20 protein-coding genes are annotated in these 17,192 nt (G+C 71.0%); 9 read left to right on the forward strand and 11 right to left on the reverse strand.

Going from position 1 to position 17,192, the window contains the following annotated elements:
• The first annotated feature begins 206 nt into the window (after positions 1–206).
• Both P1K31_RS08420 and P1K31_RS08425 read left to right on the forward strand, forming a co-directional pair.
• Positions 207–380 (forward strand): protein translocase SEC61 complex subunit gamma, encoded by a 174-nt coding sequence (locus tag P1K31_RS08420; protein WP_276302887.1) that lies wholly within the window; start codon positions 207–209, stop codon positions 378–380.
• The gene (locus P1K31_RS08425; RefSeq protein WP_276302888.1) at positions 380–817 is read left to right on the forward strand and encodes a transcription elongation factor Spt5; all 438 of its coding nucleotides are present in this window, start codon (positions 380–382) and stop codon (positions 815–817) included. The genes P1K31_RS08420 and P1K31_RS08425 overlap by 1 nt, the downstream gene beginning before the upstream one ends.
• Before the next feature lie 18 nt (positions 818–835).
• Here P1K31_RS08425 and P1K31_RS08430 read toward each other — a convergent pair whose 3' ends face one another.
• Positions 836–2,038 carry a CaiB/BaiF CoA transferase family protein gene (locus tag P1K31_RS08430; RefSeq protein WP_276302889.1) on the reverse strand — a complete coding sequence of 401 codons (1,203 nt, stop codon included), beginning with the start codon at positions 2,036–2,038 and terminating at the stop codon, positions 836–838.
• 130 nt (positions 2,039–2,168) lie between these two features.
• Here P1K31_RS08430 and P1K31_RS08435 point away from each other — a divergent pair, with 130 nt between their 5' ends.
• Positions 2,169–2,897: a PHP-associated domain-containing protein gene (locus P1K31_RS08435; RefSeq protein ID WP_276305727.1), complete on the forward strand. Its 729-nt coding sequence runs from the start codon at positions 2,169–2,171 to the stop codon at positions 2,895–2,897.
• 31 nt (positions 2,898–2,928) lie between these two features.
• Here the strand turns inward: P1K31_RS08435 and P1K31_RS08440 are convergent, their stop codons facing one another.
• Both P1K31_RS08440 and P1K31_RS08445 read right to left on the reverse strand, forming a co-directional pair.
• A complete protein-coding gene (locus P1K31_RS08440) occupies positions 2,929–3,420 on the reverse strand; it encodes a metal-dependent hydrolase (RefSeq protein ID WP_276302890.1) in 492 nt (163 codons plus the stop codon).
• A 22-nt stretch (positions 3,421–3,442) separates the two neighbouring features.
• Complete coding sequence (locus P1K31_RS08445; RefSeq protein ID WP_276302891.1) at positions 3,443–3,961, reverse strand: CinA family protein; 519 nt, start codon at positions 3,959–3,961, stop codon at positions 3,443–3,445.
• Between the two features lie 433 nt (positions 3,962–4,394).
• On the opposite strand from P1K31_RS08445, the gene P1K31_RS08450 reads away from it, so the two are divergent.
• Entirely contained in the window at positions 4,395–5,465 is a 1,071-nt protein-coding gene (locus P1K31_RS08450) for an ArsA family ATPase (protein ID WP_276302892.1), read from the forward strand.
• A 70-nt stretch (positions 5,466–5,535) separates the two neighbouring features.
• On the opposite strand, the gene P1K31_RS08455 is transcribed toward P1K31_RS08450, so the two are convergent.
• Both P1K31_RS08455 and P1K31_RS08460 read right to left on the reverse strand, forming a co-directional pair.
• Positions 5,536–6,837, reverse strand: coding sequence for a glycerate kinase type-2 family protein (locus tag P1K31_RS08455; protein WP_276302893.1), 1,302 nt, complete (start codon positions 6,835–6,837; stop codon positions 5,536–5,538).
• A 4-nt stretch (positions 6,838–6,841) separates the two neighbouring features.
• The gene (locus P1K31_RS08460; RefSeq protein WP_276302894.1) at positions 6,842–7,663 is read right to left on the reverse strand and encodes an SDR family oxidoreductase; all 822 of its coding nucleotides are present in this window, start codon (positions 7,661–7,663) and stop codon (positions 6,842–6,844) included.
• A 131-nt stretch (positions 7,664–7,794) separates the two neighbouring features.
• On the opposite strand from P1K31_RS08460, the gene P1K31_RS08465 reads away from it, so the two are divergent.
• Entirely contained in the window at positions 7,795–8,565 is a 771-nt protein-coding gene (locus P1K31_RS08465) for an HNH endonuclease (protein WP_276302895.1), read from the forward strand.
• 18 nt (positions 8,566–8,583) lie between these two features.
• Here the strand turns inward: P1K31_RS08465 and P1K31_RS08470 are convergent, their stop codons facing one another.
• The 5 genes from P1K31_RS08470 to P1K31_RS08490 form a co-directional block, all read right to left on the reverse strand.
• Positions 8,584–9,327, reverse strand: a complete 744-nt coding sequence (locus tag P1K31_RS08470; RefSeq protein ID WP_276302896.1) for an endonuclease V — start codon at positions 9,325–9,327, stop codon at positions 8,584–8,586.
• A gap of 4 nt (positions 9,328–9,331) precedes the next feature.
• Positions 9,332–10,228: a rhomboid family intramembrane serine protease gene (locus P1K31_RS08475; RefSeq protein ID WP_276302897.1), complete on the reverse strand. Its 897-nt coding sequence runs from the start codon at positions 10,226–10,228 to the stop codon at positions 9,332–9,334.
• A 62-nt stretch (positions 10,229–10,290) separates the two neighbouring features.
• Positions 10,291–11,325 (reverse strand): diacylglycerol/lipid kinase family protein, encoded by a 1,035-nt coding sequence (locus tag P1K31_RS08480; RefSeq protein WP_276302898.1) that lies wholly within the window; start codon positions 11,323–11,325, stop codon positions 10,291–10,293.
• Between the two features lie 52 nt (positions 11,326–11,377).
• A complete protein-coding gene (locus P1K31_RS08485) occupies positions 11,378–11,839 on the reverse strand; it encodes an MGMT family protein (RefSeq protein WP_276302899.1) in 462 nt (153 codons plus the stop codon).
• A gap of 45 nt (positions 11,840–11,884) precedes the next feature.
• The gene (locus tag P1K31_RS08490; RefSeq protein ID WP_276302900.1) at positions 11,885–12,529 is read right to left on the reverse strand and encodes an esterase/lipase family protein; all 645 of its coding nucleotides are present in this window, start codon (positions 12,527–12,529) and stop codon (positions 11,885–11,887) included.
• Between the two features lie 86 nt (positions 12,530–12,615).
• On the opposite strand from P1K31_RS08490, the gene trpC reads away from it, so the two are divergent.
• The 4 genes from trpC to P1K31_RS08510 are packed head-to-tail and all read left to right on the forward strand — an operon-like array spanning position 12,616 to position 16,354.
• Complete coding sequence (gene trpC, locus P1K31_RS08495; RefSeq protein ID WP_276305728.1) at positions 12,616–13,410, forward strand: indole-3-glycerol phosphate synthase; 795 nt, start codon at positions 12,616–12,618, stop codon at positions 13,408–13,410.
• Positions 13,407–14,645, forward strand: coding sequence for a tryptophan synthase subunit beta (gene trpB, locus P1K31_RS08500; RefSeq protein ID WP_276302901.1), 1,239 nt, complete (start codon positions 13,407–13,409; stop codon positions 14,643–14,645). The genes trpC and trpB overlap by 4 nt, the downstream gene beginning before the upstream one ends.
• Positions 14,642–15,532 (forward strand): tryptophan synthase subunit alpha, encoded by an 891-nt coding sequence (gene trpA / locus P1K31_RS08505; protein WP_276302902.1) that lies wholly within the window; start codon positions 14,642–14,644, stop codon positions 15,530–15,532. The genes trpB and trpA overlap by 4 nt, the downstream gene beginning before the upstream one ends.
• 27 nt (positions 15,533–15,559) lie before the next feature.
• A complete protein-coding gene (locus tag P1K31_RS08510) occupies positions 15,560–16,354 on the forward strand; it encodes a 2-amino-3,7-dideoxy-D-threo-hept-6-ulosonate synthase (RefSeq protein ID WP_276302903.1) in 795 nt (264 codons plus the stop codon).
• A gap of 87 nt (positions 16,355–16,441) precedes the next feature.
• Here the strand turns inward: P1K31_RS08510 and P1K31_RS08515 are convergent, their stop codons facing one another.
• Positions 16,442–17,110, reverse strand: a complete 669-nt coding sequence (locus tag P1K31_RS08515) for an HAD family hydrolase (RefSeq protein WP_276302904.1) — start codon at positions 17,108–17,110, stop codon at positions 16,442–16,444.
• Positions 17,111–17,192 lie beyond the last annotated feature (82 nt).

The raw sequence follows: 17,192 nt of genomic DNA on the forward strand, positions 1-17,192 counted from the left end.
AGCTCTACGGTTCCGTGGTTCTCGCGAGAGGCCGCCGCCTCCTCGGTGAACGGCGGATTCTCGCCCTGTGAACAGCCCCGTGTCAAGTGGTTCGAGAGAGCGCGAAGCTCTCGTCAGGGATGATCGACGGTCTTCCGTACGATCCCGAGGCGCTCGCGTTGTCTATCTGTAGAAAGATAGAAAAAGGCCCGTCGGTAAGGGCGGGTATGGAAGTTCCCAAGGATCTCACCTCGTACGTCCGGGTGCTAAAGTTGGCCAGCACCCCCTCCCGCGAGGAGTTCATGCAGGTGTCGTTCATCGCCGGGGCCGGGATCGTGCTCGTCGGGCTCATCGGGTTCATCATCTTCGTGATCATGGCGTTCATGCCGGGGGGCGTCTGATGCCCATCTACGCGGTCAAGACCACGGCGAGCCAGGAGCGGACGGTCGCGGACATGCTCGTGAACCGCGAGGAGGAGTCGATCCACGCCGTCCTCGCGCCCGACTCGCTCACGAGTTACGTCATGGTCGAGGCCGACGAGGCGAGCGTGTTCGACCGCATCCTGGACGAGATCCCCCACGCGCGGGGCGTCGTGCAGGGCGAGTCCTCGATCATGGAGGTCGAGCACTTCCTCTCGCCGAAGCCCGACGTCGAGGGGATCGCCGAGGGCGACATCGTGGAACTCATCGCCGGCCCGTTCAAGGGCGAGAAGGCGCAGGTCCAGCGCATCGACGAGGGCAAGGACCAGGTCACCGTCGAGCTGTATGAGGCGACCGTCCCCATTCCCGTCACGGTGCGCGGCGACCAGATCCGCGTACTCGACTCGGACGAGCGCTGACGCGCACGGCGGCCGCTCCTATTCCCGGTGACGGGCCGCGACGCCGGACTCGATCAGGTCCCCGATCGTCGCCGGGTCGTAGCCGAGTTCCTCGAGGACCTCGGCCGTGTGTTCCCCGAGCAGCGGCGGGTGTCGCCGGATCGTCGGCTCGATCCGGTCGTACTTCACCGGGAAGCCGAGCGTCTCGACCGCCCCGGCCGTCGGGTGCTCGACGGTGCGCTTGAGGTCGCGCGCCCGCACCTGGGGGTGGTCCCAGACCGAGCGCGTGTCGTTGATGGGGGCGGCCGGAACGCCCGCCTCGCGCAGCGCGGCGACGAGGTCCTCGACGGACCACGCCGCCAGCCGCGGGGCGAGTTCGGCCGCCAGCCGCTCGCGGTTGCGCACGCGCTCGTTCACGTCGGCGAAGCGTTCGTCCGCCGCGAGGTCGGGGTCGTCGAGGACCTCGCAGAGGCGCAGCCAGTGGCGGTCCGTGACCACCGAGAGCTGCACCTCGCCGTCGCCGACGGCGTAGACCCCCTCCGGCGCGAAGTAGTTGTGCCGCCGGCCGAACGGCGGGTAGGGCTCCCCGGTGACGAGGCTGTAGGTGGCCCGCGTAGTGAGGCCGGTAACGCCCGCGTCGAGCAGCGAGACGTCCACGTGGTCGCCCACGCCGGTCCGATCGCGGTCGTAGAGCGCCGCGAGGACGCCCTGGACGGCATAGAGCGCGGCGAACACGTCGTTCATCGGCACGCCGGAGCGCATCGGCGGGCCGTCCGCGTCACGGGTCATCGACATGGCCCCCGTGAGCGCCTGCACCGTCGTGTCGATGCCCGGGTCGTCGCGGTAGGGTCCCGTCTCGCCGTAGGCCGAGATCGAGCAGTAGACGATCCGCTCGTTGCGCTCGCGGACCGCCCCGTGGTCGATGCCGTAGCGGCGGGTGAACGACGGCGGGAAGTTCTCGAGCACGACGTCGGCGCGCTCGACGAGGTCGAAGAACGCCTCGCGGCCCGCGTCGCTCGTCACGTCGAGCGCGAGGCTGCGCTTGTTCCGATTGGCGGTGAGGTAGTAGAAGCTCTCCCCGCCGACGCGGGGATCGAGTCGCCGCGCTAACTCGCCCCCGTCGGGACGTTCGAGCTTCACCACGTCCGCGCCGAGGTCGCCGAGCAACTGCCCGGCGTAGGGCCCGGCGACCATCGTGGACAGTTCGACGACGCGCACGCCGTCGAGAGGCCGGTCAGCCATGGCGACGACTCGCCGGGAACCCCAATGAAGCTGTGGGCCTCGTGCGCACGGCCCTGCGGGTGCGAAAAGCGCAATCACTAACCTCCGTCCGGGGGAAGCGCCGCGAGTGAGCGACGAGTTCCGCGTGGACATGCACGTGAAGATCCTCGACGCGCGCGTCGTCGAGCGGGCGAAGGCCCGCGGCCTCGACGCCGTCGTCTACGCGCCGCACTTCACGCGGTTGCCGAGCATCGAGGCCAAGGCGCGCGCGTTCTCCGACGACGACCTGCTCGTGATCCCCGCCCGCGAGATCTTCACCGGGTCGTGGCGCGATCGCAAGCACGTCCTCGCGGTGGGGCTCTCGAAGCCGATCCCCGACTTCGTCACCCTCGACGGCGCGATGCGGGAGATCGACCGCCAGGGCGCGGCGGCGCTCGCGCCCCACCCCGAGTTCCTTAACGTGAGCCTGAGTCGGGCGGACATCGAGCGCTACGACGTTCGGGCCGTCGAGGTGTACAACCCGAAGCACTGGGAGGTCCACAACGAACGGGCCCGCGAGATCGCCCGGCTCACGGGACTGCCGGGGTTCGGTTCCTCGTACGCCCACCTCCGCGGGAGCGTCGGCGAGGCGTGGACGACGTTCGAGGAACCGATCGAGGGCGCGGCCGACCTCGCCGCGAGGTTGCGGTCGGGCGCGTCGATGCGGGTGTTCCGCCGCGACGGGGTCGAACACAACGTCCGCCGCGCGCTCGAGTTCGCCCACCTCGGCTACGAGAACACGTGGGGGAAGGTAGATCGGGTCCTCCTCTCGGCGACCGAGCCGACCCATCCGGGGCACGTCGCCTACGAGGGGCGATTCGACGACGTTCGGGTGTACTGACGCCGGGGGTCGGGGCGACGGAGCGACGGGGTTACGCGGCGACTCCCGCCGGAAGCGCCCGGAACGCGCTCGCGACGACGCCCGGCGCGACGCGGACGAGCGCGTAGGCGGCGGCGAGTTCCGCGGCGGTGACGGCGAGCGTGACGACGTTGGCGTAGCGGCTGCTCGTGGCGACTCCCGTCGGGAGGCCGTACTCCCTCGGCAGCGGGTAGAACAGCGCGATGCCGCGCTTGCTGCCGACGATGTCGAGGACGTAGTGGGTGAACACCCCCACCCAGACGAAGTGGAGGTTGTCGAAGACGACGGGGAAGGCGACGAACAGTCCGAGGACGGGCAGGTTGTGCAGCGTCTTTCTGTGCGCGCCGAACGCGGTGTCCACGTCAGGGAAGAGCGCACCGAGGACCACGGGCACCGTCACCGCCACGACGGCGTAGACGGTGCCCGCGTCACCGCTCGGTTCGAGGACGAACGCCAGGCCGATCCCAAGCAGGAGGCCGTTGACGACGTGACCTTCTTTGTTCACGGGCGACTCTCGGGAGCGTCCGCTAAGGCTCTTGCACTTCTCGCTCGAGGCGCGCGAGTAGGTCCGACAGCGCGCGCTCGGCGAACCGCCGCTTGAGTTCGGTCCGCGATCCCTCGAAGCCGTACCGCTCGACGGTCGTCCGCGACGCGCCGGTACCCCAGGGCGCGGCGTTCGCGACGCCGACGTAGACCGTCCCGACGGGTTTCTCGTCGCTCCCGCCGGCCGGACCGGCGATGCCCGTCGTCGCCAGCCCCCACGTCGTGTCGGCGGTGTCGCAGACGCCGCGGGCCATCTGTCCGGCGACCGCCTCGCTCACCGCGCCGTGCGCGTCGAGCGCCTCGCGGGAGACGGCCAGCAGGTCCCGCTTCGCGTCGTAGGAGTAGGTGACGACCGACCGGTCGAAGTAGTCACTGGAGCCCGGCACGTCGGTGAGGAGCGATCCGACGAGGCCGCCGGTGCACGACTCGGCGACGGCGAGGGTGGCGTCCGCCGCGCACAGCGCCTCGCCGACCCGCTCCGCGATCGGGGTGTCGTCGGCCATGGCGGGGGGAGGGACCGCGGGGGCAAGTAGCCACCGGCGGGGAACCGGAGCGGCCACTGACGAGGGATCGGGCGTGGCGGGGTGCGCAGCCGACCGCGCGCGGGGATCGGGGAGCGATCGGCTATCCGGACTGACGGTCGTCGGGGGTGACGAACGACCGCGCCGCGAGGCGGCGTCCGACGGGACCTGGTCCCGTCCCGGTACTTGAACCTTCGCCGGGCGTCGAGGGGCGGCGTTCGGATACGGTGCCGATCACCACCAGTCCCGCTTACGGTTCCCACCGGGGGTGGATCATCCGTCATCCCGATGGATCGAGCGCGCCGAGGGCTTTCGATCGAGAACGTCGGTGCTTCCAGGTCCCCCTGCCTATACGAGCACTACCGCGCCGAGGGACACCAACGAGTACTCAAGTCGCCGCCGGGTAGGCCCGGCAATGAGCGCGAATCCGGACGCGGACGCGGTCGAGCGCGGGAGCGCCGACGAGTTCGAGGTCGAGGTCGAGGCCGTCGAGTCCATAGACGACGATGACTTCGCGCCGGAGGGCGTCGACGCCCCGCGGTACGTCCTCTACGGCGGGAAGGGCGGAGTGGGCAAGACGACGATGGCGGCGGCGACGGCGCTCGCGAGCGCGAGCGACGGGACGCCCACGCTCGTCGTCTCGACGGATCCGGCGCACTCGCTGTCGGACGTGCTGGAGACGGCCATCCCGAGCGAACCGGGACGGATCCGCGACGACGTGCCCCTCTACGCGGTCGAGATCGACCCCGAAGCGGCGGAGGGGACGCCGTTCGAACAGGGGTTCGGCGGCATGGACGAACTGTTCGGTGGGAGCGAGGCGAACCCGATGGGCGGCGCGATGCCCGGGGCCGACGAGACGGCGGCCCTCCAGTTGTTGCTCCAGTACCTCGACGACGAGCGCTTCGAGCGCGTCGTCGTGGACACCGCGCCGACGGGACACACGCTCCGCCTGCTCTCGCTGCCCGAGGCCCTCGACTCGATGGTCGGGCGGATCCTCGCCTTCCGCGAGCAGATGAGCGGGATGCTCGGGGAGATGCCCGGTCCGTTCGGCGACCCGGACGCGGGCGAGGGACTCGACCGACTGCGCGACCTCTCCGATCGCATCCAGCGCCTCCGCGCGGCGCTCTCTGACCCCGCGCGGACCGACTTCCGGGTCGTGATGGTCCCCGAGCGGTTGAGCGTCGTCGAGTCCGAGCGCCTGCTCCGCGAACTGGACGACTTCGGCGTGCCCGCGCGGACGGTCGTCGTCAACCGCGTCACCGAGGACCTGGCGAACGTGGTCGACGCGGACGCGGACGTAGACTGGTTCGTCAAGCCCGACACGGAGGGCTGTGAGTTCTGCAAGCGCCGGTGGCAGAGCCAGCAGAAGGCGCTCCACCGGGCACAGGAGGTGTTCCGCTCGCGGGAGATCAAGCGCGTCCCGATGTTCGCCGACGAGGTGAGCGGCGAGGCGATGCTGCGCGTCGTCGCGGCCTGCCTCGACTGAGGACGGCGCGACCGTCGGTCCGCCGCGCCGATCCGTCGATCCGTCGGACCGTTCGGACCGTCGTCCCGCCTCAGTCCGTCGCGGCGTCGGGCGGGTCGAGCAGCACGACCCGGAGGTCGTTCACGTTCGTCGCGCTCTCGACGCGCAGCGGCGCGTCGCGGGCGGCGAGAAAGGGGTAGGCGTCGTTGACCGCGAGGGCGTCGCGGGCGGCCTCCGCGTCCTCGGGAGCGACCGTCCCGGCGTCGACGAGCGCCCCCGCCACGTCGGTCCCGCCGTCCCGCCCGTCCGTGTCCACGCTGGCGAGCGTCGCGCCCTCGGGGAGTTCGAGCGCCGCCGCGAGCGCGAACTCGAGGTTCGGCCCGCCGGTGCCGTCGCCGCGAACGGTGACGGTGCACTCGCCCGCGGAGAGGAGCGCCGCGGGCGGGTCGGCCGGTTCGCCGGCGGCGAGACACTCCTCCGCGACGGCGACGTGCGCGAGGGCGATCTCGCGCGCCTCGCCGCGCATCCCCGACGCGAGCACGAGCGGGTCGTAGCCCGCATCGCGGGCGACCCGGGCGGCCGCGTCGAGCGCGGTGCGCGCCGTCACGAGCATGTGGGTGTGCACGTGCGAGGCGTCGATCGCCCCGCTACGTCCCTCGCGCAGCGCAGCGCGGACCGACTCCGGCACCGTCACGTCGTAGCGGTCGAGGACCGTCTCGGCGTCGAGGGCCGGCAGGTCGGGACTGAACGGCCCGCTCGCGATCACGGCGGGGTCGTCGCCGACCACGTCGCTCACGAGCAGCGCGACGACGGTCGCCGGGGCCGTCGCGGCGGCGAGGCCGCCGCCCTTGACCCGCGAGAGGCGCTTTCGCACGGCGTTGATCGCCTCGATGGGCGCGCCGCTCTCGACCAGCGCGCGCGTCGTCGCCCGCGCGTCGTCGAGCGGGACGGTCGGCGCGACGAGCAGCGCGCTCCCGCCGCCGGTGACGGGCGCGAGCACGAGCGTCCGGCCGTCGGCCGATTCGAGCAGGTCGACGACGCGCTCGGTGGCCGCGACGCCGCGCTCGCTCGGGATCGGATGGTCGCCGACCGCGACCTCGACGCGGTCGGGCCGCGCGTCACCGCCGCCGGCCTCGTCGGCGACGACCACCCCCGCGTCGATCCGATCGCCGAGGACGGCTTCGAGGCCGCGGGCGACCGCGACGGCGGCCTTGCCGCCGCCCGCGACGAGGACCCGGTCGTAGTCCGCGAGGTCGAACGCGGCGTCGCCGACGTGGAGCACGTCGCCGTCGAGCGCGACCTGCTCGCGCACGGCGCGCTCGGGATCGGCGGCGACGACGCCCGCCTCGACGCACTCGCGGGCGACAGTTCGCGGAGAACGTGTGTCAGTCATGGCGTCAGAGCAGACGGTTGAGCAGCGAGAAGGCGGTGTCCCGCGCGCCGTCGGGCAGGTAGCGCGCCTTCAGGCTCAGCTCGGCGAACCCGCCGACCGGGTAGCGCGCCCGGGGATCGGGCGTCACGGCGGCCTCGAGGACGGTGCGCGCCACCTGATCGGGGCGGACGGCGATCGGACTCCCCCCGCCGAAGACCTCGCTGTCGTCGTAGAGGCGGTAGACCGTCTCGTAGGCGTCCGACCGGGGGAGTTCCTCCAGTTCGCCGTTGGCGCGCCGGGCGAAGCCGCTCTCGACGGGACCGGGCTCGACCAGCACCGCGCCGACGCCGTGGGGAGCCACCTCGTTGCGCAGCGCGTCGGTGAGCGCCTCCAGGGCGAACTTCGAGGCCGCGTACGCCCCCATACCGGGCGTCGAGATCCGCCCGGCGACGCTGGAGACGTTGACGATGCGCCCCTCGCCGCGCTCGCGCATGTGGGGCAGCACCGCGCGCATCAGCCGGTGGGGGCCGTAGACGTTCACCTCGAACTGGCGGTGGAGCGCGTCGGTCGTGACGTCCTCGACGGGGCCGAACTGCCCGTAGCCCGCGTTGTTCACGAGGCAGTCGAGGCGACCCTGCTCCCCGAGAACGGCGTCGACGACCGCGCGCACCTGCTCCTCGTCGGTGACGTCGAGTTCGGCCGTCTCGCAGCCGGATTCCGCGAGGTCGACGAGGTCGGCGGCGTCGCGGGCGGTCGCGTAGACGGTCCAGTCGTCGTCGAGGAAGGCGCGGGCGGTCGCCCGACCGATGCCGGACGAACAGCCCGTGATGAGCGCGGTCTTTGCCATGGTTTCGACACACTCCCCCCGGCCTTAAGAATCGCCACATCATCACGGTATCACAAATAAGAGGCACTAGGAAGATAAATTCTCAGAAACGTTCAAGTCATTATGATAGTATATTGACCCAGAACAGATCCATGAGCGATAAAACCGAGTTACAACGGCTGATACTCATCGAACGGTACAACGATCCAAACGTGACACAGGCCGAAATAGCGCGGAAACTCGGCTGTTCCAGTTCGTACGTGAGCCAAGTATTACGACAGTACGACAGCTTCGACGCGATACAAGCTCGAATCGATCAGTTAAATCACGAACTCGGCATTGAGCCGGCTAACAGCCACAGCGGCCCACAGTACGACATCGGCACTGTCGGTTCTTCGGACATCGATGTAGATCTCGAGGAACTAGAGGACTTACCTCCCGTGGGAATACTCGTCTTCGCTGGTATCGTCGGTGGTTTTTTATCGCTCAATCAACCGCTAAATTCGATGCCACGGCTCCAGTGGGGCATCGTCGTAGTCTGTGTGGCGATCATTGTGATAGTCGGTATTCGATTTTACCAGATACAGGCATCCCAAGGCCTCAAAGAGGGAGTCTCGTGGTTGATTACTCCTTCTGAACAGAACTCGAACGACCAATCAGGAAAATCGACACAAGCGAAGACGCCGCCTGTTTCGGAAAGCCTGCGGAATGAACTCTACTTCGAACGCGCCGATCGTCGATGCGAATGGTGCGAGGAACACATCGACTCACCTGACGTTCACCACATTGAGCCACGCCGAGAGCAAGGGCCGAACGAACCGGACAACCTCATCGTTCTCTGCCCCAACTGTCACAGGAAAGCTGACAGTGGTTCGATCAGTCGATCCAAGCTCCGATATCGAATCGAGCAACAAACTCACTGACGAGCGAGCGGTTCAGATCTAATCACCTAGTGAACGCTTCACCTCGTCGGCGTACTGGTCGGCCAGCCGCGTCGGTTCGGGGAGCTTGTACCCGCCCCGGCAGGCGAGGGCGACGTCCGCCGCCGTCTCGGCGCTCACGCGGTGGCCCGGCGAGACGTAAAGCGGGTTGATGCGGTAGGAGTCGAACTGCCGGGTCTGGACGGCGTAGCCGATGACGGTCCCGTTTGGCGCGTCCACCCGGCCGTTCGCCTCGACGGCGACGCGCGCCCCCTCCGCCAGTTCGTCGGTGGGCGCGACGGGCCGGCCGCACAGCAGGCTCTTGGCCACCCCCACGGCGGGCACGTCGAGCGCGACGCCCATGTGCGTCGCCAGGCCGGCCTGCCGGAAGTGGATGCGACCGCTGCCGTCGAACAGCACCAGGTCGGGCCGGGTGTCGAGCGCCTCGAAGGCGTCGAGGATGGGGCCGCCCTCGCGGAAGGAGAGCAGGCCGGGCACGTAGGGAAACGCCGTCGGCGAGACGGAGCGGGCGCGCTCGACGACCGTGTCGCCCCGGAGGACGACGACGACGCTCACCACCCGGTCGTCGAGGAAGGCCTGATCGACGCCCGCGACGAGCGGCCCCTCCGGCCGGCCGGCGCGCGCGGGGTCGAAGTCGAAGCGGTCCTCGAAGACGGCGCTCGCGGCGATCTCGCGCTGTGTCGCCTCCATCTCCTCGCGCGAGGCGGCCGCGTCGGGTCGGAACTCGGGGCGGGCGACCTCCATGGAGTCAGAAGGGACCGCGGCCGCGACCGGGGCCGCCCGGCCCGCCGCCGAACTGGACCTGACTCGTCGCCCGGACGCCCTGTCGGCGGGCGTACTCGCCGTAGGCGAGGCCGATCACGAGCCCGATGAGGTGGGCGAAGTGGGCGACGCCGCCGCCGAAGAGGTCGACGCTGAAGACCCCGGCCACGGACAGCGCCGCGTACCCGAAGGTGAGCACCCAGATGGGGATCGGAATGAAGAAGTAGAGGTACACCTTGAGGTCCGGGTTCAGGACGGTGAGCACCCCGAGGATCGCCATGATCGCGCCGCTCGCGCCGAGGACCGCGGTCGGATCGCCCAGCGCGAGCCCCAGGCCGACCTGCGCGAGCCCGGCCGCGATCCCGCTCACGAGGAAGAGGGCGGCGAAGGTCTTCGAGCCGACGTAGCGCTCGACCAGCGGGCCGAAGAAGAACAGGACGATCCCGTTCCCGAAGATGTGGAAGAACCCGTTCGGGCTGTGCGAGAACACCGACGTCACCCACGTCCAGACGTACGTCAGGTGGTTCGACGACAGGACGAAGATGGCGATGAACGCATCGTATCCCAGCGTCGCGAGCACGAGCTGCTCGGCGACGAACGTGACGAGGATGATCCCGAGAAAGAGGTACGCGACGTTCCCCCGGAAGTACGAGAGCGGGCCGCCGGTGCTCGCGACGCGCTGGCGGGCCTTCGCGACCCGACCCTGTTCGTTCACGCTGTCGTCGAAGCCGCTGTCGAACACCCCGCCGGGGTCGCCCCAGTTCTGCAGGCCGGGGCAGTCGTGAGCCTCGGGGAGCCGGTGGTCGCCGCAGTAGGTGCCGCCGCAGTGCCGGCAGCGATACGGCAGGTTCTCCTGCTTCCCACACACGTCGCACGTGGCCATTACCCGACGCTACGAGTCTGGCGGCAAAGGGGTTTGGGATCGCGTTCGGGGCCGTACGGCGGTTACGTCGCCGGATCGGGGTCGTAATCCGGGCCGACCAGCACGGACAGGGCGGCCGGGACCGCGGACAGGACGAACGACTCGCGCGTCGAGAGTTCCCCGTCGAGGCTCACCGAGACGGGACCGTCGAGGAACGTGACTGCGGCGGCGGCGGCGTCGAACCGCGCGACCCCCTCCGTCCCGCGGTCGAACAGCCGGTGGACCGCCGCCTCCCGGAGCGCCTCCAGGGGCGCGAGCGACTCGACGACCGCGACCTCGAGCAGTCCGTCCTCGACGTGGCCCTGCCCGCCCTCGCCGGTGAACCGGCGGCTGTTGCCCGCGAGCAGGCAGAGGGCGTCGCCCGCCCAGGTCCGCTCGCCCGTCGGGGTTTCGAGCGCGAGTTCGACCGGGTGCGGTTCGTAGGCGGTTGCCTCGCCGACGGCGCTCACCGCGAAGGCGAGCGTCCCGAGTCGCGCCTTCAGTCCGGAGCCGGCGGCTCCGCTCGCGACGGCGGGGAATCCGGCGACGAAGGACGTGACGAACGCCTCGCCGTCGCTCCCCTCGGGCACCGCCCTCGCGGACGCGGGTCGACCCCGTTCCGGGGGGTCGGGCTCCCGTGTCCCCTCGCCGGCGGAACCGGCGTCAGCGCCCGTGACGCGGCCGACGTCGATGCGCCGACGCCGGCCGGCGTCGAGCGCGTCGAAGCCCGCGTCGAGCGTCCCGACGTCGAGGTTTCGGGCGAAGAGGTTCGCCGTCCCGGCCGGGAGGACCCCGAGCGTCACCGCGTCGAGCGCGTCGGCCTCGAAGAGCGCCTGAACGACGGTGTGGACGGTGCCGTCGCCCCCGCAGGGGACGAGCGTCCCGACCCCATCGTCGATCGCGGCGCGCGTCGCCCGCCGTGCGTCCGCCGCGGAATCGGTCTCCACGACGCCGTAGCCCCGCTCCGCGGCGACCCCCCGAACCCGCCTGGCGTGATCGGCGCTCCCGCTCTCGGGGTTGAGCACGATGCGGACCGGGGGCTCGTCCGCGCCCGGGGACCCGTCGGCTGCGCGATCCATACCGTGGGATAGCCGTCGAGGTTGAATAGCGCCTCGGTCGCCCGATCCGCCCTCACAGCCCCTCCAGGCTCCGCAGACGCTGTTCGACCTCCGGCGGGGCGGCGCTCGGCCCGTCGCGCACCCGGTGGTCGGGGATCAGTAGCGGGGCGGGGTTCGACGCGAGGGCGTCCCGGACGACGCCGTGGGCGTCCTCGTCGTCCCCGTCGAGTCCGGCCGTCATGCGGGCGAGGCGCTCGACGGGAACCTGCTCGCCGTAGGGGATCGACCGCGTCGCCTCCAGCACCTTCCGCTGGTCGGTGGGGACGGTGAGCGCGACGGTCACGTCCCCGAAGTCGTCGCGCTCGCCCTCCAGGTAGGCGATGACCCGCTCCAGGAGCGGGTGCTCCGATTCCGCGTCGTCCTCCGGCGAGCGGGGAAACGAGACGGAGATGACGCGATCGCTGGCGACGCCCAGTTGCACGTACCGTCCCAGGTACTCGGACTCCCGCGCGAAGATGCCCGACACGTCGTTCATGGGTGAGCGACGGCGACCGAGGGTATCAAAGTTCGCCCCGCCCGCTCACAGCAACTCGGCGTAGCGCTCGAACACGGTGCGGTCGGAGACGAGCGACATGTGTCCGGGACCCGAGACCCGGATGTTGCGGACGTTGGTCGCCTCGAACGGGAGGGCGGCGCTCCGTCCGGGGCGGATGAGGCCGTCGTCGTCGCTCCAGACCGCCGTGTAGGAGACGCCCCGGGGCGGTGCGCGCCCGTTGAGCGTCGCGAGCAGGTCGCTGTCGGGGACCATCGCTCGACCGCCCGGGGTGAACAGGTGCATGTACGCGAGGTCCGTCCCCCGGTGGGGCGTGCCGAGCGTCACGAGGTCGTCGACGTTCGCCGCCCCGTTCTCCCGTTCGACGTACCAGCGCGCCCCGAGACCGCCCATCGAGTGGGCGACGATGTCGACGCGGCCCCCGTGGCGGTCGCGCAACTCCTCCACCCGGCGACCGATGAGCCGGGCGTAGTGCCGGGGGGACCAGAGCGTCGTTCCCATCAGGGGTCCGAAGCTGAGCGTCGAGACGCGACGCTCGTCGTACCCCACGTCGCGAAAGTGGCGCTCGAGCGTGCTCCACCACGGCGTCTGGCCCGTATCGCCGTATCCGTGTACCAGGAGCACGGGTTCGTCGCCCGGCATCACGCCTCCCCCGTCGTCCAGTGTCGCCATCACCTCCCGATACGGCACGGGGGTGAAAAAGTCCCCGGCCGCGTGACGCAAGCCTTATACCCAAACTAGTACATCAGTGTACGATGATGGACAACAACGAGTCGCTCGCGCCCGCCGTCGAGTCGATCCTCGCGGCGGCGCGGGACCGCCCGGCCCCGGGCGGCGCGGTGTCCGTGTCGCCGCGGGACCTCCCCGGCGCGCTCGACGCGGCCGCGGCGGACGGCCGCACGCCGCTCGTCGCGGAGGTGAAGCCCACGAGTCCGACCACGCGCGGGGAGAACGAGGACGACCCCGTCGCCCTCGCGAGGGCGATGGTCGACGGCGGCGCGGCCGCCCTGTCCGTGCTCACCGAGCCGGAACACTTCGGCGGTTCACCCGAGACGCTCCGGCGCGTCCGCGAGGCCGTCGACGTGCCCGTCCTGCGGAAGGACTTCCTGCTCTCGCCCGAGCAGCTGGACGCCGTCGAGGCGGACGCGGTGCTGCTCATCGTCCGCTTCCTCGACGATCTCCCTGGGATGCTGGCGGCGGCCCGCGAGCGCGGCTTTCAGGCGCTCGTGGAGGTACACAGTAGGGCGGAACTGCGCGAGGCGCTCGACGCCGGCGCGAGGATCGTCGGCGTCAACAACCGCGACCTCGCGCGGCTCTCGGTCGACCTCGATACCTTCGAGCGCGTGGCGGCCGACGCGCCCGACGACGTCACCCTGATCGCCGAGAGCGGCATCTCGACGCCCGAGGACGCCCGACGGATGCGCGCGGCGGGCGCGGACGGCCTGCTGGTCGGCACGGCGATCATGCGCGGCGGCCTGGCGGCGGTCCCCGAGAACGTGCGACGACTCGCATCCGCAGAGGATACGGCCGACGAGGACGACTACGACACATGAGCTCAGGCACGTTCGGACGGTACGGCGGGCAGTACGTCCCCGAGGCGCTGATGCCCGCCCTGGAGGAGTTGGAGGACGCCTACGAGCGGTACGTCCTCGACAACGAGGACGGGTTCGTCGACGAGTTCAGGGAGCGCCTCCGCGACTTCGGCGGGCGACCGACGCCGCTCCAGCGCGCCGAGCAGTTGAGCGCGCGCTACGACGCCGACGTCCTCCTCAAGCGCGAGGACCTGCTCCACGGCGGCGCGCACAAGCTCAACAACGCCCTCGGGCAGGTCCTGCTGGCGAAGTACATGGGCAAGGAGCGGATCATCGCGGAGACGGGCGCGGGCCAGCACGGCACCGCGACGGCGATGGCCGCGGCCCACCTCGGGATGCCCTGCGAGGTGTACATGGGCCGTCGGGACACGAACCGCCAGCGCCCCAACGTCTTCCGGATGCGGCTCAACGGGGCGACCGTGAATCCCGTCGACACCGGACGGGGCACACTCAAGGAGGCCATCAGCGAGACGATGCGCGACTGGGCGACGACCGTCGAGACGACACACTACGTCATCGGGAGCGTCGTCGGTCCACACCCCTTCCCGGCGATGGTGCGGGACTTCCAGTCGGTCATCTCCGAGGAGGCCAGAGCGCAGGTCCGAGAGCGGGCGGGGCGGCTCCCGTCGAGCGTCGTCGCCTGCGCGGGCGGCGGATCGAACACGATGGGCGCGTTCTCGGCGTTCGTCCCCGACGAGGGGGTGTCGCTGTTCGCCGTCGAGGCCGGCGGGTCCTCCCTCCGGGTGGACGAGGAGCGGGGCGTCGCGCCCAACTCCGCGTCGCTCTCGACCGGCAGCGAGGGCGTCCTCCACGGCGCGCGCACGAGGCTCCTGCAGGACGCGGACGGGCAGATCGTCGAGTCACACAGCGTCTCCTCGGGGCTCGACTACGCGGGCGTCGGGCCGGAACTGGCCCACCTGGTAGAGGAGGGGCGGGTCGCGCCGGTCACCGTGGACGACGACGCGGCGATCGAGGGCTTCCACCGCCTCTCCCAGGAGGAGGGGATCATCCCCGCGCTGGAGACCGCCCACGCGATCGCGTGGCTGGAGGACGCGACGCCCGAGCAGCTGGGCGACTGTGTCGTCGTCTGCGTCTCGGGACGCGGCGACAAGGACCTCGAGTCCGTCGTCGAGGAGACCGCGGCGCGCGACGTGCCGAACGCGCCCGACATGGACGTCTTCCGGGGGGACGCGTGAGCCGCATCCCCGAGGCGTTCGCCGACGGGCCGGCGTTCGTCCCCTACCTGGTGGCGGGCGATCCCGACTTCGAGTCCAGCCTCGAGTACGTCGAGGCGCTCGCCCGCGGTGGCGCGGACCTGATCGAACTCGGCCTCCCCTTCTCGGAACCCATCGCGGAGGGCCCGACGATCCAGGGGGCGGTCGTCCGCGCGCTGGAGGGCGGCATGACCCCCGAGCGCTTCTTCGAGTTCGTCGAGGCGCTCGACGCGGACGTGCCGCTTGTCTGCATGACCTACTACAACCTGATCTACCAGTACGGGCGACGCGAGGCGGCCGACACGGCCGAGGGCGCTCGCGGCGGCACCGCGAATGGCGAGGTCGGCGAACCGGGGCCGGAGCCGTTCGTCCGGCGGGCCGCCGAGGTCGGCATCGACGGGTTCGTCGTTCCGGACCTCCCGGCGGAGGAGGCGGCTCCGCTGCGCGAGGCGTGCGACGAGTACGACCTCGACCTGGTGTTCGTCGTCGCGCCGACGACGCGCGGCGAGCGCCTCGAGCGGATCATGGAGCGCGTGTCCGGCTACGTCTACGTCCAGGCGCGACTCGGCGTCACCGGCGCGCGCGCCGACGTGAGCGATCAGACGGCGGCCAGCCTCGACCGGCTCTCGGCGTGGGACGTACCGAAGGCCGTCGGCTTCGGCATCAGCTCGTGCGAGAACGCCCGCGAGGTGGTGGCGGCGGGCGCTGACGGCGTCATCGTCGGGAGCGCGCTGGTGGACGTCGTGGCGGAGGGCGTCGAGACCGGCACGCCCGTCGAGGAGACGGCCCGGCGTCTCGAAGCGAAGGCCCGCGAGCTGAAGGCGGGCGCGCGATCGGGGGAAGACGTGACGGGATCGGAACGGACTTGAACTGACCTGACAGAGAGTGACATACCAATGAACGCAGGAACGCGAGCACGACTCGACCGCATCGGGACCGACGGCCGCTACCTCGTCGTCCCGATGGACCACGGGATAACGCTCGGGGCCGTCCGCGGCCTCAAGGACATCGAATCGACCATCGACGCCGTGACCCGCGGCGGGGCGGACTGCGTCCTCACGCAGAAGGGGATCGCCCCCCGCGTCCACCCGAACAAGAACGGGAAGGGGTACGTCGTCCACCTGAACGGGTCGACGGTCATCGGACCGGACAGCGACGACAAGCGGCTGACGGGCACCGTCGAGGAGGCCGTCCGGGCGGGGGCCGACGCCGTCTCCTTCCACATCAACGTCGGCTCGAACTACGAGCCGAAGCAGATCGAGGGACTCGCCCGCGTCGCGGACGACGCCGACCGCCTCGGCATGCCCGTGCTGGCGATGACCTACGCGCGCGGCCCGGGCGTGGACGAGCACGACGCCCAGGCGCTCGGACACGCCGTCCGCCTCGGCGAGGAACTCGGCGCGGACCTCATCAAGACGGCCTACAGCGGCGACGCGGAGAGCTTCGCGCACGTCGTCGAGTCCACGCGCCTGCCGGTCGTCATCGCCGGCGGCGCGCCCGAGGGGGACCACGCGACGCTCACGGCCGTTCGCGGGGCGATGGACGCGGGCGCGGCCGGGGTGTCGATGGGCCGCTCGATCTTCCAGCACGACGACCCCGAGGCCATCACGAGCGCCGTCTCGGCCGTGATACACGACGACGCGAGCGCCGACGACGCGCTCGACCGCGCGGGGCTGTCCGTCGAGATCTGAGCCGCGATCGAACCGCCCGCCGCTCGTAGTTCGTAGTTCGTAGTTCGTCCGCTCCCCTTCTGCCGTGCCGTCGAGTTCCCGCCCCGCTCAGAGCAACCCCGGGAGGTCGTAGAGCGTGTCGATCGTGTGGCTGGGCGTCGGCCCCTCGCGGAGCGACTCGGCGTGGGGCACCCACACCGACCGCAGGCCGAGGGCGTTCGCGCCGGCCACGTCCGAGCCGAGGGAGTCGCCGACGTGCAGCGCCTCGCCCGGCGCGGCCGAGAGCGCGGAGAGCGCGCGCTCGAACGGCTCCGCGTCCGGCTTGACGGGCATTGCGCCGCCGGCGTAGACGGACGCGTCGAAGGCGTCCCCGAGGTCGAGGGCGTCGAGCTTCGCGCGCTGGACGGCGCGCCCGCCGTTCGTGACGAGGCCGAGGTGGTACTCCTCACCGAGCGCGTCGACGGCCTCGCGCGCGCCGGGGAGGGGGCGCACGTCCGCGGGGTCGGGGTCGACGTAGGCCGCGGCGAGGTCGTCGGCGACGCTCGGATCGCGGCCCAGTTCGCGGGCGATGCCGCCGAAGACCTGCTCGCGGAGGTCGAGCGCGCTCTCGGCGGAGACGCGGGGGAGCCAGCGGTGGACGTCGGCGGTCCCGAAGAACGGGTCGACGCCGACGCGCTCGAAGGCGGCCGCCAGGCGGTCGGAGAAGGTGGTCGCGTGTTCACAGAGGGTGTTGTCCAGATCGAAGAGGACGGTCGTCGGGGTCCGGGTCGTAGTCACTTACCGAGGGTAGTCCAGCGCGGCGGATAAGCGTTCGCCCCCGCCGGTCGGTGTCGGCGGTCTTCGGATACGACGGGCGACG

Source organism: Halomarina halobia, from assembly GCF_029338575.1.
Classification (GTDB): domain Archaea; phylum Halobacteriota; class Halobacteria; order Halobacteriales; family Haloarculaceae; genus Halomarina; species Halomarina halobia.

What these genes read in the sequence shown, in the direction of transcription:
- P1K31_RS08420 (WP_276302887.1), top strand. Translation starts at nt 207, where the DNA reads ATGGAAGTTCCCAAGGATCTCACCTCGTACGTCCGGGTGCTAAAGTTG.
- P1K31_RS08425 (WP_276302888.1), top strand. Translation starts at nt 380, where the DNA reads ATGCCCATCTACGCGGTCAAGACCACGGCGAGCCAGGAGCGGACGGTC.
- P1K31_RS08430 (WP_276302889.1), bottom strand. Translation starts at nt 2,038, where the DNA reads ATGGCTGACCGGCCTCTCGACGGCGTGCGCGTCGTCGAACTGTCCACG.
- P1K31_RS08435 (WP_276305727.1), top strand. Translation starts at nt 2,169, where the DNA reads ATGCACGTGAAGATCCTCGACGCGCGCGTCGTCGAGCGGGCGAAGGCC.
- P1K31_RS08445 (WP_276302891.1), bottom strand. Translation starts at nt 3,961, where the DNA reads ATGGCCGACGACACCCCGATCGCGGAGCGGGTCGGCGAGGCGCTGTGC.
- P1K31_RS08450 (WP_276302892.1), top strand. Translation starts at nt 4,395, where the DNA reads ATGAGCGCGAATCCGGACGCGGACGCGGTCGAGCGCGGGAGCGCCGAC.
- P1K31_RS08455 (WP_276302893.1), bottom strand. Translation starts at nt 6,837, where the DNA reads ATGACTGACACACGTTCTCCGCGAACTGTCGCCCGCGAGTGCGTCGAG.
- P1K31_RS08460 (WP_276302894.1), bottom strand. Translation starts at nt 7,663, where the DNA reads ATGGCAAAGACCGCGCTCATCACGGGCTGTTCGTCCGGCATCGGTCGG.
- P1K31_RS08465 (WP_276302895.1), top strand. Translation starts at nt 7,795, where the DNA reads ATGAGCGATAAAACCGAGTTACAACGGCTGATACTCATCGAACGGTAC.
- P1K31_RS08470 (WP_276302896.1), bottom strand. Translation starts at nt 9,327, where the DNA reads ATGGAGGTCGCCCGCCCCGAGTTCCGACCCGACGCGGCCGCCTCGCGC.
- P1K31_RS08475 (WP_276302897.1), bottom strand. Translation starts at nt 10,228, where the DNA reads ATGGCCACGTGCGACGTGTGTGGGAAGCAGGAGAACCTGCCGTATCGC.
- P1K31_RS08480 (WP_276302898.1), bottom strand. Translation starts at nt 11,325, where the DNA reads ATGGATCGCGCAGCCGACGGGTCCCCGGGCGCGGACGAGCCCCCGGTC.
- P1K31_RS08485 (WP_276302899.1), bottom strand. Translation starts at nt 11,839, where the DNA reads ATGAACGACGTGTCGGGCATCTTCGCGCGGGAGTCCGAGTACCTGGGA.
- P1K31_RS08490 (WP_276302900.1), bottom strand. Translation starts at nt 12,529, where the DNA reads ATGGCGACACTGGACGACGGGGGAGGCGTGATGCCGGGCGACGAACCC.
- trpC (WP_276305728.1), top strand. Translation starts at nt 12,616, where the DNA reads ATGGACAACAACGAGTCGCTCGCGCCCGCCGTCGAGTCGATCCTCGCG.
- trpB (WP_276302901.1), top strand. Translation starts at nt 13,407, where the DNA reads ATGAGCTCAGGCACGTTCGGACGGTACGGCGGGCAGTACGTCCCCGAG.
- P1K31_RS08510 (WP_276302903.1), top strand. Translation starts at nt 15,560, where the DNA reads ATGAACGCAGGAACGCGAGCACGACTCGACCGCATCGGGACCGACGGC.